The organism is Shimia sp. R9_1, assembly GCF_017743775.1.
Lineage (GTDB): Bacteria > Pseudomonadota > Alphaproteobacteria > Rhodobacterales > Rhodobacteraceae > Shimia.
Genome location: NZ_JAGHRN010000005.1, coordinates 235,170 through 249,040, shown reverse-complemented (window position 1 = coordinate 249,040; position 13,871 = coordinate 235,170). Strand labels below are relative to the sequence as shown.

Here is a 13,871-nt window from a genome sequence, read left to right as displayed (position 1 = left end):
CCCGCAAAACATGGACTGTCTAAATCCGCTAAGGCTCTGGAGACTCGGGCCAAGCAAGACGAAGGGACGCGAAATGGTAAATTACTTCAAGCTGATCGCGCTTGGCCTCATCACATTTTTTGCGATGATTGCGGCCAACTATGCGCGTGATCTGGCTTATATGGTACACGCCCTCATTATCGCGGGCGTGTCCTTTGGGCTGTTTATTTGGGTTTTGCGCGGTACCGGTACAAAAACGGTGATCGCGCAGGACGAATATATGGACGACGTGATCCGTTACGGGGTCATTGCAACCGCATTCTGGGGCGTTGTTGGTTTCCTGGCAGGCGTATTTATCGCCTTTCAGCTGGCCTTCCCGGTCCTGAACTTTGATTGGGCACAGGGCTATGCCAACTTTGGCCGCCTGCGTCCGCTGCACACATCTGCTGTGATCTTCGCATTTGGCGGCAACGCCTTGCTGGCGACCTCCTTCTATGTTGTGCAGCGCACCAGCGCCGCGCGCCTCTGGGGCGGCAATCTGGCGTGGTTTGTGTTCTGGGGCTATCAGCTGTTCATCGTACTGGCGGCCACCGGCTATGTTCTGGGCGGCACACAGTCCAAGGAATATGCCGAGCCGGAATGGTATGTTGACCTGTGGCTGACCATTGTCTGGGTTTGCTATCTGGCGATCTATCTGGGCACGATCATCAAGCGCAAAGAACCCCACATCTATGTGGCGAACTGGTTCTATCTCGCGTTTATCGTGACCATCGCGATGCTGCACGTGATCAACAACCTGACCATCCCTGTGTCGATCTTTGGCTCCAAATCCGTGATCGTCTGGGCCGGTGTTCAAGACGCGATGGTGCAGTGGTGGTATGGCCACAACGCTGTGGGCTTCTTCCTGACTGCGGGCTTCCTGGGCATGATGTACTACTTCATTCCGAAGCAGGCCGAGCGTCCGGTGTTCTCCTATAAACTGTCGATCATTCACTTCTGGGCTCTGATCTTCCTGTATATCTGGGCAGGTCCACACCACCTGCATTACACCGCGCTGCCTGACTGGGCGTCGACCCTTGGCATGGTGTTCTCCGTCATCCTGTGGATGCCGAGCTGGGGTGGCATGATCAACGGTCTGATGACCCTGTCCGGTGCCTGGGACAAGCTGCGCACAGACCCCGTGATCCGCATGATGGTGATCTCGGTTGGTTTTTACGGCATGTCCACCTTTGAAGGCCCGATGATGTCGATCCGTGCGGTGAACTCACTGAGCCACTACACTGACTGGACCATTGGTCACGTGCACTCCGGTGCTCTGGGCTGGAACGGCATGATCACCTTTGGCGCGCTCTACTATCTGGTGCCTGCGCTGTGGAAACGGGATCGCCTGTACTCCCTCAGCCTCGTGAGCTGGCACTTCTGGCTCGCCACCATCGGCATCGTGCTCTATGCGGCGTCCATGTGGGTGACCGGTATCATGGAAGGTCTGATGTGGCGTGAAGTGGACGCAAACGGCTTCCTCGTGAACTCCTTTGCCGACACTGTGGCTGCGAAGTTCCCGATGTATGTGGTGCGCGGTCTGGGTGGGGTCATGTTCCTCGCTGGTGCCCTCATCATGTGCTACAACCTGTGGATGACTGTGCGTAAGGCACCGGCCAAAGAGGCCAGCCTGTCCGTCGCAGTCCCGGCTGAATAAGGAGGGCCGGCAGCTATGGCTATTCTCGACAAACATAAGATCCTCGAGACCAACGCGACCCTCCTGCTTATTTGCAGCTTCCTGGTCGTAACCATTGGCGGCATCGTGCAGATCGCACCGCTGTTCTGGCTGGAAAACACCATTGAGGATGTAGAGGGCGTACGCCCCTACACCCCGCTGGAAATGGCTGGACGTGAAATCTACATCCGCGAAGGGTGCTACGTCTGCCACAGCCAGATGATCCGCCCGATGCGCGACGAGGTTGAGCGTTATGGTCACTACTCACTGGCGGCGGAGTCCAAATACGACCACCCGTTCCAGTGGGGCTCCAAGCGTACCGGTCCTGATCTGGCACGTGTGGGCGGCCGTTACTCCGACGATTGGCACGTGGATCACCTGCGTGACCCGCAGGCCGTGGTGCCAGAGTCGGTGATGCCGAAATACGGCTTCCTTGAGAACCGTATGATCGAAGGCGAATACATGGGCGATATCATGGCAGCCAATGCTGTGGTGGGCGTGCCTTACACCGAAGAGATGATCGAAAACGCGCAATCCGACTTCCTCGCGCAAGCGGATCCGGACAGCGACTATGACGGTCTTCTCGAACGCTACGGCGAAGACAGCGTGAATGTGCGCAACTTTGACGGGCAGCCGGGTGTGTCTGAGGCTGATGCGCTGATCGCTTATCTGCAAATGCTGGGCACGTTGGTTGATTTCTCAGCCTTCACGCCTGACGCGTCCCGCTAAGGAGGAAAACATGGAAACATATTCATTCCTTCGCGAGTTCGCTGACAGCTGGATGTTGCTGGGCCTGTTCCTCTTCTTCGTCGGGATCATCTTTTGGGTGTTCCGTCCCGGCGCAAGCAAAGAGTATCGCGACAACGCCAACATCCCATTTCGCCACGCAGATAAACCCGCCACGCACAAGGAGGCGCGGCCATGACCAAGCAATCCAAAAAGTTTGAGGGCGATCCGAACACCACAGGCCACTCCTGGGATGGGATCGAAGAATTCGACAATCCGATGCCGCGCTGGTGGCTGTGGGTTTTCTACGCCACCATTATCTGGGGTGTGGGTTACACCATCGCTTATCCGGCCTGGCCGGGCATCAGCGGCGCGACCGCAGGTGTGATGGGCTGGTCCTCCCGTGGTGACGTGGTTGAAGAGATCCAGGTGGCTCAGGACAAGCTGGCTCCGATCAACGCAAAGCTGGAGGCCGCTGAGCTGACCCAGATTGCGGCGGATGACGAGCTTAACAGCTATGCGACTTCCGCAGGTTCTGCCGTGTTCAAAACCTTCTGTGCCCAGTGCCACGGCTCTGGCGCGGCGGGCGGCGTTGGCTACCCGAACCTGCTGGACAACGATTGGCTGTGGGGTGGTGACATCGAGAACATCTATCTCACCATCAAACACGGCATTCGCAACGAAGATGACGACGATGCGCGCTATTCCGAAATGCCTGCCTTCGGCGAAATTCTTGAAAAAGAAGAAGTCGAACAGGTTGTGAACTACGTGATGTCGCTGTCCGGTGATCCGGTTGATGCCTCCATGGTGGATGCGGGTGCGGTGGTCTTTGAAGACAACTGCTCTGCCTGTCACATGGAAGACGGCACCGGTGACCGCGATCAGGGTGCTCCTAACCTTGCGGATGCGATCTGGCTCTATGGTGGGGATTATGCCTCCATCAAGGAGACGGTCACTTACAGCCGCTATGGTGTCATGCCATCCTGGTCTTTCCGGGACCGCCTGAGCGAAGCGGAGATCCGCGCGGTGTCTGCTTACGTGCACCAGCTGGGTGGTGGTGAGTAATCACCCGCTTCCGACAGAACTTTAGTGAGCCGCCCCGAGCAATCGGGGCGGCTTATTTTTTGACGAATTTTTTCGCTATTTGACTAAGATCAAATTTTACCGGGCAAAGCGGTGCTACCTTAGGGTTGTAGGCAGCGCGCTGCATCCAGCGCCGCCTCATTCGCCCGGTACGGCTGAGGTCCGGGCATCGGGTGCCAGTCTTTTCGTCCTGTTCGCGCGTTTCCTGAAGAGACTGGCGCCCCAAATCTTCCAAGAAAATTCTTGCAAATCGCGCCACATGCTTGGTTCAAGCGATGGCGTCTCCTAAATTTGGAGAGACTGCAGGAGGTCACGATGAACAAGCACACCCGCTATCCCGTCCAGAAATCTGTACCTGCCTTTTTAGAGGCGGCTGGCATTTCGACCTCTGAGATGCTTCACGCTTGCGGGCTGCCCGAGGATCTGTTCGCCCTTGATGGGCGTGCGCTGTCGGCCAAGCAGGTGTTTGATCTGTGGGAGGCCATGCTGGCGCAGGCCACGGAGCCGCGTATGATCCTTGAGATGGCATGCGCCATGGCGCAGGGGCCCATTGTGCCGGCCGTTTTTGCGTTTTCCTGCAGCCCCAACATCGCCACGGGGCTTGAGCGGCTTGCGGTCTTCAAGCCTCTTGTTGCGCCTGTGCGACTGATCACCAGCGAGACCGAGCGCACGGTGACGCTGGAGATCGAAGTGGCTGATCCCAAATTGCGCATGCCGGATGGGATGGCCGCCTTTGAGATGGTCTATTTTCTGGAGCTGGGGCGGACCTTTACGGGTGTGGACTTCCTGCCGGTCGAAGTTGGCATGCCCGCGTTTGTGAGCGATCAGGAGGAGTTTGACCGCTTTTTCGGGCGCAAGGCTGTGCTGAGCCGCCGTCCGCGTTTGGTGATGACAAAGACGGATGCCTACCGCCCTTTGATTTCGGAAAGCCCGCAGCTCTGGGCCGGATTTGAGCGTGAACTGACGCGCCAGCTTGCCGAGCAGCGCCGCAATACGGCGATGTCTGCGCGGGTGCGAAGCGCGCTTTTGGAGCTGTTGCCAGCCGGTCGGGCCTCTGTGGATGCGGTGAGCGAGAAGCTTGTGACAAGCCGTCGCAGCCTGCAGCGGCACCTGAAGGCAGAAGGCATGACGTTCCAGCAGGTTCTGGACAAAACACGCTCTGATTTGTCGCTGCACTATCTGCGCGATCAGGCCATGAGCGTTGAAGAAATCTCTTATTTGCTGGCCTATCAGGACCCCAATTCCTTCTATCGTGCCTTTCACACCTGGACCGGTGCGACACCTGCGCAGATGCGGCATGAAATGGCTTAAGTCCCTGAAAAATATGTCTATCAGATGCGCCATTTGACACAGGTCAATGTCTTGAAGTGCTATGATAGGTGAAGACTGATTTTGCCTCCAATAGCCAGAGAGTGATTCCGTGAGCAACAGTCCTGCACCGTCACTTTACGCCAAACGCGAACCGATTTTCCCCAAGCGCGTCCATGGTATGTTCCGTAATCTTAAGTGGTGGATCATGGCGGTGACGCTTGGCATCTACTACCTCACGCCGTTCCTGCGTTGGGACCGTGGACCGAGCCTGCCGGATCAGGCGGTGCTGGTGGATATCGCGAACCGCCGCTTCTTCTTCTTCATGATCGAGATCTGGCCACATGAGTTCTACTTTGTGGCGGGGCTGTTGATTATGGCCGGGCTTGGCCTGTTTCTGTTCACCTCCGCGCTTGGACGTGTGTGGTGTGGCTATGCTTGTCCGCAGACCGTTTGGACCGATCTGTTCATTCTTGTGGAACGCTGGATCGAAGGGGATCGCAACGCCCGTCTGCGTCTGCATCGGCAAGAGAAACTGGATGCGCGCAAGATCCGTTTGCGATTGACCAAATGGCTGGCGTGGCTGTTGATCGCGTTGGCAACAGGCGGGGCCTGGGTTTTCTACTTCGCAGATGCCCCCACGCTGGCAGTGGATCTGGTGACCGGCGCTGCACACCCGGTGGCCTACACAACGGTGGCGATCCTGACGGCGACAACCTTTGCCTTTGGCGGGTTTGCACGTGAGCAGATCTGTATCTATGCCTGCCCGTGGCCGCGTATTCAGGCGGCGATGATGGATGAGGATACCCTCACTGTCGGTTATCGTGAATGGCGTGGCGAGCCGCGCGGCAAAGGCAAGCGGGATGCGGCAAGCGAGCAGGGGGACTGCATCGATTGTATGGCTTGCGTGAACGTGTGCCCTGTGGGGATCGACATTCGTGATGGCCAGCAGATGGAGTGCATCACCTGCGCGCTGTGCATCGATGCTTGTGATGACATCATGGACAAGATTGGCAAGCCTCGCGGGCTGATCGATTATCTGGCGCTGTCAGATGAAGGCCGTGAACGCGCAGGCGAGGCACCAAAGCCCGTGTGGCAGCATGCGCTGCGTCCGCGAACCATTATGTACACCACCATGTGGGCGGCGGTTGGCATTGCCCTGATTGTGGCGCTGTTCCTGCGCTCCGATATTGAAGCCACGGTGGCGCCAGTGCGCAATCCGACCTATGTGACCCTTTCTGACGGGTCGATCCGCAACACCTATGAGGTGCGCCTGCGCAACAAACACCATGAGCCGCGCATGTTCCGTATTTCTCTGAAGGGCGATCCGGCGCTGCGGGTACAGCTCGAAGGCACGCCTTATGAGGCGGTTCAGGTCGAAGCGGATGAAATGCGCATCCAACGTGTGTATGTTGTGGCTCCAAAAGGGTCCGTGCCAGCGGATGGCGAAAGCACACCATTCCGCTTCTGGTTTGAGGACACGGGCAACGGCGATCGGGTTTACAAAGACACGATCTTTAATGGAAAGGGCCAGTGATGGCTGAGAAGAAATTCACCGGGCGCCATGCGGCATTGGTTTTTGTCGGCGCATTCGGTGTGATCATTGCGGTCAATCTTGTGCTGGCTTTCAGCGCGGTGAAGACCTTTCCCGGGCTGGAGGTGAAGAACTCCTATGTGGCCAGTCAGGAGTTTGACGAACGCCGCACAGCGCAGGAAGCGCTTGGCTGGGACGTTACCGCGCGGGCGACAGGTGGTCTGTTGATCCTGACCGTCACCGACGAAAGCGGGCGCCCTGTGCAGGTCAGCAACCTGCAGGCGGTGCTTGGACGGGCGACCCATGTGAAGGATGACCGCGAGCCGGAGTTTCAGTTTGATGGCACCGCTTATGTGGCGCGCGAGGAGCTGGCTCCCGGCAACTGGAACATCCGTATGAAAGCCAATGCCCTTGATGGCACAGCGTTTGAGCAACGTGTGGTGCTGATCGTCGAGAAGAGCTGATCTGATGACCGCAGTTGCGCGCCCCCATCTCTCTGCCTGTCCAGCCTGCGATGCAGCCCCGGCGGCGGAAGCCTTGGCCGAAGGGGCCATGGCAGAGGAAGGCGCGCGCATTGCCTTGTCTGTTCCCGGGGTGCACTGCGCAGCCTGCATCGCAACAGTTGAAGGAGCGCTTTCCAAAGTGGCCGGTGTCACTTCAGCGCGAGTGAACCTCACGCTCAAGCGCGCCTCTATCGAGGCTGAGGCTGACGTCACGCCGGAAATGCTGACAGACGTTTTGGAACGCGTGGGCTATGAAGCGCATGAGCTGGATGCAGGCACCTTGAGTGCGACCCAGACCGACAAGGCGGGGCGTGACCTGCTGATGCGGCTGGCTGTGGCGGGCTTTGCCTCCATGAATGTGATGCTGTTGTCTGTGTCCGTATGGTCAGGGGCCGAGGCAGCAACGCGTGATCTGTTCCACTGGATCTCAGCAGCCATTGCGCTGCCGACCATCGTGTTTTCCGGCAAGCCGTTTTTTGTCCATGCATGGAGCGCATTGAAGCACCGCCGCCTCAATATGGATGTGCCGATTGTTCTGGCGATCCTTCTGGCGGTTGTGACCTCGCTTTGGGAAACGTCTTTGTCCGGCGAGCACGCCTATTTTGATGCGGCGCTGACGCTGGTGTTTTTTCTGCTGGCGGGGCGCTATCTGGATCACCGCACACGGGCCGTGGCGCGCTCGGCCGCTGAGGAACTGGCGGCGCTTGAAGTGCCGCGGGCCATTCGTGTGCAGGATGGGCAGGAAGAGACCGTCGCCGTGCAGGAGTTGCGCGTTGGCGATCTGATATTGGTGCGGCCCGGCGGGCGCATGCCTGTGGACGGCGAGATTGTCGAAGGGCGTTCAGAGTTGGACCGCTCTTTGCTGACGGGTGAAACCGTGCCGGTCTTTGCCGAGCCTGGTCTGGGCGTCAGCGCTGGTGAAGTGAACCTGACAGGGCCGCTGATGATCCGCGCCAGCGCGGTGGGGGATCAGACCAGCCTGCATCGCATGGCGGATCTGGTGGCTGTCGCGGAGGCGGGTCGCTCCAACTACACCTCACTGGCGGATAAAGCGGCGAAGCTGTATGCGCCCGGTGTTCATATCCTTTCGGCTCTGAGCTTTCTGGGATGGTATCTTTACACCTTTGATATGCGCACAGCGCTCAATATCGCAGCGGCGGTGCTGATCATCACCTGTCCCTGTGCCTTGGGCCTCGCGGTGCCTGCCGTGACAACCGCCGCCTCCGGGCGCTTGTTCCGCAAAGGTATGCTGATCAAACACAGCACCGCCTTGGAACGTCTGGCGCAGGTGGATACGGTGGTTTTTGACAAGACCGGCACGCTGACGGCCGGGACGCCTGAGCTGACAAATCTTGACGCATTTAATGCGGATGAGCTGTCGGTCGCTTTGGCACTGGCGCGCGGGTCCGCCCATCCGCTGAGCGTCGCGCTGACCAAAGCGGCGCAGGCGGCTGGTGTTGCCCCGGCGGACGTGCGCGATATCGAAGAGGTGCCCGGTTATGGCACGCAAGGGATCTACAATGGACAGTTGGTGCGCCTTGGCCGTGCAAGCTGGGTTGGCGCGGAAGCGGGCGCGCAAACAGCGGCTTACCTGAGCCTTGGCGTAGGCGATGCGCGTGCATTTGTCTTTGCAGACGCATTGTGTGAGGGGGCCGAAGAGGCCGTGGCCGCGCTGAAGAACACTGGTAAAGAGATCATTCTGCTGTCGGGTGACTCCTCCGGCGCGGTGGAGAGCCTTGCGCAGCGTTTGGGCATTTCCGACTGGGTTGCAGAAGCCTTGCCAGAGGATAAAGCAAAGCGCGTGCAGTCTTTGGCCTCGGGCGGCAAGAATGTCCTGATGGTTGGCGACGGGCTAAACGATACCGCAGCTCTGGCGGCGGCGCATGTGTCGATCTCTCCGGCCACAGCGCTGGATGCGGCGCGTGTGGCCTCTGACATCGTGCTGCTGGGCGGTGATCTGGCGCCGATCCCTATGGCCATTGAAACGGCACAATCCGCGACGCGGCGCATTCGGGAGAATTTCCGTATTGCGACGGTTTACAATATCATCGCTGTGCCCTTGGCGGTTGCCGGTCTGGCGACCCCTTTGATTGCCGCGTTGGCGATGTCTTCCTCTTCCATTACAGTATCGCTCAATGCGCTGCGCCTGAGGTGATAAAATGCAAGTTCTGTCTTACCTGATCCCAATCTCACTGTTGTTGGGTGGCGTTGGCCTTGTCGCCTTTCTCTATACCGTGCGCTCTGATCAATATGACGATCCGGAAGGCAATGCGCAGCGCATCCTGTCCGGGCAATATGACGACAAGCCCAAGGGCTGAGCGCGGCGCGAAAGCTACCCACAAAAGAAAAAGCCTTCCATCATGCTCAATGGAAGGCGTTTTCTTTTTGGGGATGGTTCCGCGCGTTAGCTGGGGCCAAGCGTGTAGCAGGTGATCTGGCGGGCCTGCAGACGGCGGCAGGCAAGGTCTGCGGTTTCTTTGGACAGCCCCATAAAGTTGGCCTCAAACCCGCGGGTGTTTTTGACAACTTTGCGGAGGCTGCCATCCAGTGTGGCCATTTCCGCCAGCGCGGTTTTGAGCAGCATTTTCTCTGCGGCATAGCGGCTGCCGTAGCGGCCCACGTTGATGCCCCAATGTCTGCCCCCTGCGGTTGAGATGCGGGTAACGACCTTGGGCTGAGGCGGTGGTGTCGGCTCCGGTTCAACGCTTGCCAAGGTTGCGCCGGTGGTTTCTTGGGCCTGCAGAAGTGCGGATTGAATGTCATGCTCGATCACATTCGCCGCAGCCACAATGGTCGGATCCGGCGTTGCGGCCTTTGCAACCACCGCTGGCGCCTCTTCCGGTGTCGCGGCTGTCGGACGCAGCTTGGGGCGCAGCGATTTTTTCACAGCGGTCGCCACGCGGATGGTTTTGCCTGCGCCTTTGGAAGAGCCGATGTAATCCGGACGCCCCGGCTTTCTCAGGGCAACGCGGCTGGCGGAGCGGGTGAAGCCAAGGTCGAGCAGCTCAGCCACCTTTGCGTTGCGGGTGGCTGTGGAACGGCCGCCAAACACGGTGGCAATTATGCGCTTGCTGCCGCGCTCTGCGGAGGCCACGAGGTTAAAGCCCGCCGCGCGGGTATAGCCGGTCTTTATCCCATCCGCGCCGCGATAGGCGTTCAGCAGGCGGCGATTGGTGTTGTTCACGGTCTTGATGCCCGCGCTTGTGGAGCGGCGGGAGAAGAGGTTGTAGTACTCCGGATAGTCATAGAGCACGTGGCGGCCCAGCGTGGTCATGTCCCGCGCAGTGGACATGTGGCCGGTCTCTGTCAGACCATGTGCGTTTTTGAATGTGGTGTTGGACATGCCAAGCGCCTTGGCGGTCCGGTTCATGCGGCGGGCAAACGCCGCCTCTGAGCCTTCGATGGCCTCGCCAATCGCGGTGGCCGCGTCATTGGCGGATTTCACAGCCGCCGCGCGGATCAGATAGCGGAGCGCGATTCTCTGGCCGGATTGCAGGCCAAGCTTGGAGGGCGGCTCTGCCGCTGCATTCCGGGAAATCTTGACCTTTGTGTCGAGGCTGATTTCGCCATTCTCCACCGCCTCAAAGGCGATGTAGAGCGTCATCATCTTGGTCAGAGAGGCTGGGTGCAGACGGGTGTCTGCGTTGCGGCTGTGCAGGACTTTACCGTCGCGTGCATCAATCACCATGGCTGCATATGGCGCCGCAGAGGCCGCCAAAGTGGTCAGAGCAACACACATCACAAGTGCTGCCGAAAATAGCCCAAAACGGGCCGACTCAAAACGCCGCGCCTTCACGAGAACTGCCCTTTACTGCCTCTGATCGCCGGTTTTCCGGTCTGACCTTTATTGTTGAGAAGAGGCTAACACAGGCATCGGATTGAGGAAAGTGAATGTTTATTGAGGTTTTCAGCTATAGAGATGACCTCTCGAAGATGTTGTGGCCGCATCAGCATCCACCCCAACACCTGCACAGATTCGGTATCATTTGATGTTATTTATAACTTCCGGAAGGTCGGAGAGTTGTGAAAGCGCCACAAAGCGTGCGTTGTTTTTGGGCATTTCAGCCTGCTCCAGCGCCCAGGCGGGGCCGTTTGGCACGTGCACAGCCCAGCTTCCGGCGGCAAGTGCGGGCAGGATGTCGGATTTCATCGAGTCGCCCACCATCATCGCCTGTGCAGGGCCGTCCGCATGGCGCGCAAAAGTCTCTGCATAGACCTGCTCGGTTTTGTGGCTGACGATCTCGACCCAGGAGAACAGCTCGCCCAGACCGGATTGCGCCAGTTTGCGTTCCTGATCGAGCAGATCGCCTTTTGTGATCAAGATCAGCCGATGCGTGTCTGACAGGCCGCCGACCACGTCTGCCACATCGGGCAGAAGGTCAATTGGATGGGCCAGCATGTCGCGCCCGCAAGCCATCAGCTCTGCGATTACGGAGGCGGGCACTTTTTCATCGGTGACTTCGATGGCTGTCTCTATCATCGACAGTACAAAACCTTTCACCCCAAACCCATAGTGACCCACATTGCGCCGCTCGGCCTCAAGCAAGCGCTCATGCAGGTGCGCAGGCTCGGTGAAATCAGCCAGCAATTCGGCAAACCGCTCCTGTGTCAAACGAAAGAGCCGCTCTGTGTGCCAAAGGGTGTCGTCAGCGTCAAAGCCGATGGTGGTGAGCGTCTGAGGCATGAATTCAGTCCGATTGAGTGAGACCTCTTTTCTTACACCATCGACAGGCTATATAAACAGCTAACCACAGACCGGATTCTTGTGAAAATGACCTTTCCGAACGTACTCATGAGCATGGGCGACGATGACGGCGGTGACCTCGGGGTTGCGCTGGACACGCGCGTGCGCACTAAAAAGCCGCCGCTTTACAAAGTGTTGCTGCTGAATGACGACTATACGCCGATGGAATTTGTGGTGCATGTGCTGGAGCGCTTTTTTGCGATGACCCACGCGCAGGCGTTTGAAATCATGTTGACCGTGCATAAGAAGGGGGTGGCGGTGGTTGGCGTGTTCAGCCACGAAATTGCCGAGACCAAAGTCACCCAAGTGATGGATCTGGCGCAACGTCACCAGCATCCGTTGCAATGCACCATGGAGAAGGAGTGACCGGCCCGCGCCGTGTCACCAAAGAGCAATGTCTCACAGCAGATTGTCCCTGGCCGTTGATGAGCACGGCCTCGCCCTTCCGTCGGAAGGGCATATTGCCGTTTTTGCACCGCGCGTGGGCTACGACCTCAGCGCGTTGCCGCGTGGTCGCGGCACCATCATTCAGCCGCTGAAGCCCGATCATGATGCCTTTGCACAGGTCGGCTATAGCGCCGAAGTGGTGGAGCAGGGTTCCTTTGCCGCGGCTCTGGTTGTGCTGCCGCGCGCCAAAGCGCTGGCCCGCGATCTGATTGCCCGCGCCTGTGCGGTTGCGCCGCTTGTCATTGTGGACGGGCAGAAAACCGATGGTGTCGACAGCCTATATAGAGAGTGCCGCAAGCGGGCGGATGTGCAGGGAGCCTTCACCAAAGCCCATGGTCGGCTGTTCTGGTTTGAAGGCGGAGATTTCGCGGATTGGAAGGCCGGTGAGGCCACGGAAATCGCAGGTGGGTTCACCACACGTCCGGGCGTTTTCAGCGCAGATGCCGTGGATCCGGCCTCGGCCATGCTGGTTGAGGCGCTGCCAGCCAAACTTGGCCGTGTTGTCGCCGATCTTGGGGCGGGCTGGGGCTTCCTGTCGTCACATATCGTGCGCCGTGACGGTGTTGAGGTCTTGCATCTTGTTGAAGCGGATCACACGGCGTTGGACTGTGCAAAAGCCAATGTGGCCGACGCGCGGGCGCAGTTTCATTGGGCCGATGCCACAAACTTCAAACCCGGACATCGCGTGGATACGGTGGTGATGAACCCGCCGTTTCATACCGGGCGGAAAGCGGAGCCGGATCTGGGCAAGTCTTTCATACATGCGGCTGCCAAGATGCTTGCGCCGTCCGGTCAGCTTTGGATGGTGGCAAATCGGCATCTGCCGTATGAAGCAACGCTGCGAGAGGCCTTCAAAGAGGTCGAAGACGTTGCCGGAGATACGCGTTTCAAGGTACTAAAGGCGCAGCGTCCCAGCCGCACACGCGGCTGAGGCAGGCTTTTGAGCCGACAACATGGCAGCGTGATGGGGATCGTAGATGTCATTTTCAATAGCAGGTAAGACCGCGATTATCACCGGCTCGGCCAACGGGATCGGGCTGGCGGTAGGGCGGCATTTTGTGGAGCACGGGGCCAATGTCATGTTTGCCGACATGGACGAAGAGCGGCTCTGCACGGAGTTTGGCACGCGCCCCGAAGAGGGCAACGTGCGCACCTTCGCAGGCGATCTGCGCGAGAAACTGACAATCAACAATCTGATCTCAGCCACCATTGATGCCTTTGATCAGATTGACATTTTGATCAATGGCTGCCGGCAGGTGACGACCAGTGACCCGCTCAATCCGGATGATGCCTCTGTTGAGTTGATGCTTCAGCAAAACCTGATGACCTCGCTGAAGCTCAGCCAGATCGTAGCCAAGCGCATGATCAAACAGGCAGAAGGCAAGGAAGAAGGCTCTGCCGGGGCGATTGTGAACCTCTCCTCGATTGCGGCGCAACGGTCGCAGCCTGATCTGCTTGGTTATTCCATTGCCACAGCGGCGCTGGATCAGATGACGCGGGCGATGGCAGTGGCGCTGGCGCCGGAACGGATTCGCGTGAATGCGGTTGCGATTGGCTCGGTGATGTCGGCAAGCCTGCAGACCGCGCTGAAGGACAATCGCGATTGTCGCAATGAGATTGAACAGCACACCCCCCTTGGCCGGATCGCGGCACCGGGAGAGCTGGCGGATGCGGTGCAGTTCCTGTCCTCAGAGGCATCGGGCTTCATGACCGGCCAAATCGTGACAGTTGATGGTGGTCGCTCGCTTCTGGATACGGTCAGCACACCTGCACATTAAACAAAATAGACGCCTGTCGGCATTGGACCGTGGCGGCATCTGAACAGACAAAGAG

The 13,871-nt window shown here is 58.7% G+C and carries 14 protein-coding genes; 12 read left to right on the top strand and 2 right to left on the bottom strand.

Annotated features, from left to right (window positions below; all coding sequences use genetic code 11):
- The first annotated feature begins 73 nt into the window (after positions 1-73).
- The 9 genes from ccoN (at position 74) to ccoS (ending at position 9,165) form a co-directional block, all read left to right on the top strand.
- Positions 74-1,675, top strand: coding sequence for a cytochrome-c oxidase, cbb3-type subunit I (gene ccoN, locus J7399_RS16610; RefSeq protein ID WP_209064208.1), 1,602 nt, complete (start codon positions 74-76; stop codon positions 1,673-1,675).
- Positions 1,676-1,690: 15 nt separating this feature from the next.
- Complete coding sequence (gene ccoO, locus J7399_RS16605; RefSeq protein ID WP_209064210.1) at positions 1,691-2,422, top strand: cytochrome-c oxidase, cbb3-type subunit II; 732 nt, start codon at positions 1,691-1,693, stop codon at positions 2,420-2,422.
- A 10-nt stretch (positions 2,423-2,432) separates the two neighbouring features.
- Positions 2,433-2,618 (top strand): cbb3-type cytochrome c oxidase subunit 3, encoded by a 186-nt coding sequence (locus J7399_RS16600; RefSeq protein ID WP_209064212.1) that lies wholly within the window; start codon positions 2,433-2,435, stop codon positions 2,616-2,618.
- A complete protein-coding gene (gene ccoP, locus J7399_RS16595) occupies positions 2,615-3,484 on the top strand; it encodes a cytochrome-c oxidase, cbb3-type subunit III (protein WP_209079531.1) in 870 nt (289 codons plus the stop codon). Before J7399_RS16600 ends, ccoP begins: the two co-directional genes overlap by 4 nt.
- A 333-nt stretch (positions 3,485-3,817) precedes the next feature.
- Positions 3,818-4,813, top strand: a complete 996-nt coding sequence (locus J7399_RS16590) for an AraC family transcriptional regulator (protein ID WP_209087677.1) — start codon at positions 3,818-3,820, stop codon at positions 4,811-4,813.
- A 109-nt stretch (positions 4,814-4,922) separates the two neighbouring features.
- Entirely contained in the window at positions 4,923-6,347 is a 1,425-nt protein-coding gene (ccoG, locus tag J7399_RS16585) for a cytochrome c oxidase accessory protein CcoG (protein WP_209064219.1), read from the top strand.
- Positions 6,347-6,808 (top strand): FixH family protein, encoded by a 462-nt coding sequence (locus J7399_RS16580; RefSeq protein ID WP_209064221.1) that lies wholly within the window; start codon positions 6,347-6,349, stop codon positions 6,806-6,808. Before ccoG ends, J7399_RS16580 begins: the two co-directional genes overlap by 1 nt.
- Before the next feature lie 4 nt (positions 6,809-6,812).
- On the top strand, positions 6,813-9,002 hold the full coding sequence (locus J7399_RS16575) for a heavy metal translocating P-type ATPase (RefSeq protein ID WP_209087675.1): 2,190 nt from the start codon (positions 6,813-6,815) through the stop codon (positions 9,000-9,002).
- Positions 9,003-9,006: 4 nt separating this feature from the next.
- Complete coding sequence (gene ccoS, locus J7399_RS16570; RefSeq protein ID WP_209064227.1) at positions 9,007-9,165, top strand: cbb3-type cytochrome oxidase assembly protein CcoS; 159 nt, start codon at positions 9,007-9,009, stop codon at positions 9,163-9,165.
- 86 nt (positions 9,166-9,251) lie between these two features.
- On the opposite strand, the gene J7399_RS16565 is transcribed toward ccoS, so the two are convergent.
- Both J7399_RS16565 and J7399_RS16560 read right to left on the bottom strand, forming a co-directional pair.
- A complete protein-coding gene (locus J7399_RS16565; protein WP_209087673.1) occupies positions 9,252-10,586 on the bottom strand; it encodes a D-alanyl-D-alanine carboxypeptidase family protein in 1,335 nt (444 codons plus the stop codon).
- A gap of 243 nt (positions 10,587-10,829) precedes the next feature.
- The gene (locus tag J7399_RS16560; protein WP_209087671.1) at positions 10,830-11,531 is read right to left on the bottom strand and encodes an HAD family hydrolase; all 702 of its coding nucleotides are present in this window, start codon (positions 11,529-11,531) and stop codon (positions 10,830-10,832) included.
- Positions 11,532-11,639: 108 nt separating this feature from the next.
- On the opposite strand from J7399_RS16560, the gene clpS reads away from it, so the two are divergent.
- Genes clpS through J7399_RS16545 form a run of 3 tightly spaced genes read left to right on the top strand, consistent with a single transcriptional unit; the run spans position 11,640 to position 13,816 of the window.
- Positions 11,640-11,957 (top strand): ATP-dependent Clp protease adapter ClpS, encoded by a 318-nt coding sequence (gene clpS / locus J7399_RS16555; protein WP_247738814.1) that lies wholly within the window; start codon positions 11,640-11,642, stop codon positions 11,955-11,957.
- A 28-nt stretch (positions 11,958-11,985) separates the two neighbouring features.
- The gene (locus tag J7399_RS16550) at positions 11,986-12,969 is read left to right on the top strand and encodes a class I SAM-dependent methyltransferase (protein ID WP_209087669.1); all 984 of its coding nucleotides are present in this window, start codon (positions 11,986-11,988) and stop codon (positions 12,967-12,969) included.
- A 46-nt stretch (positions 12,970-13,015) separates the two neighbouring features.
- Positions 13,016-13,816, top strand: coding sequence for an SDR family oxidoreductase (locus J7399_RS16545; RefSeq protein WP_209064239.1), 801 nt, complete (start codon positions 13,016-13,018; stop codon positions 13,814-13,816).
- Positions 13,817-13,871: the final 55 nt, after the last annotated feature.